Raw genomic sequence first — 247 nt, 5'->3', positions numbered from 1 at the left:
TTCGCCGACGCGCAAGCGATCTGCGAGGCCGCGTCACGTCCCAGCATGCGGTTCGTCAGTCCGCGCAATGAGGTGCAGCAGACGATCTCAGCGCTGCATCGGGTACGCGAAGCGCTGGTGCGCGACCGTACCGGCACGGTCAACCAGATTCATGCCTTTCTACTCGAATTCGGCGTGAGCCTGCCCAAGGGGATGGGCGTCATCCGCCGACTTCCTGCCGTGCTGGCCTCGCATGATCTGCCGCCGC

General features: G+C 65.2%; 1 protein-coding gene. It reads left to right on the top strand.

What is annotated here, in order from left to right:
* The coding region (locus F6X37_RS36220; RefSeq protein WP_187614709.1) for an IS110 family transposase at nt 1–247 on the top strand (247 nt) is incomplete at both ends.

Source organism: Paraburkholderia sp. 31.1 (genome assembly GCF_014397645.1).
Taxonomy (GTDB): domain Bacteria; phylum Pseudomonadota; class Gammaproteobacteria; order Burkholderiales; family Burkholderiaceae; genus Paraburkholderia; species Paraburkholderia tuberum.
The sequence above is the reverse complement of the archived record's forward strand: the minus strand, read 5'-3'. Positions and strand labels throughout refer to the sequence as shown.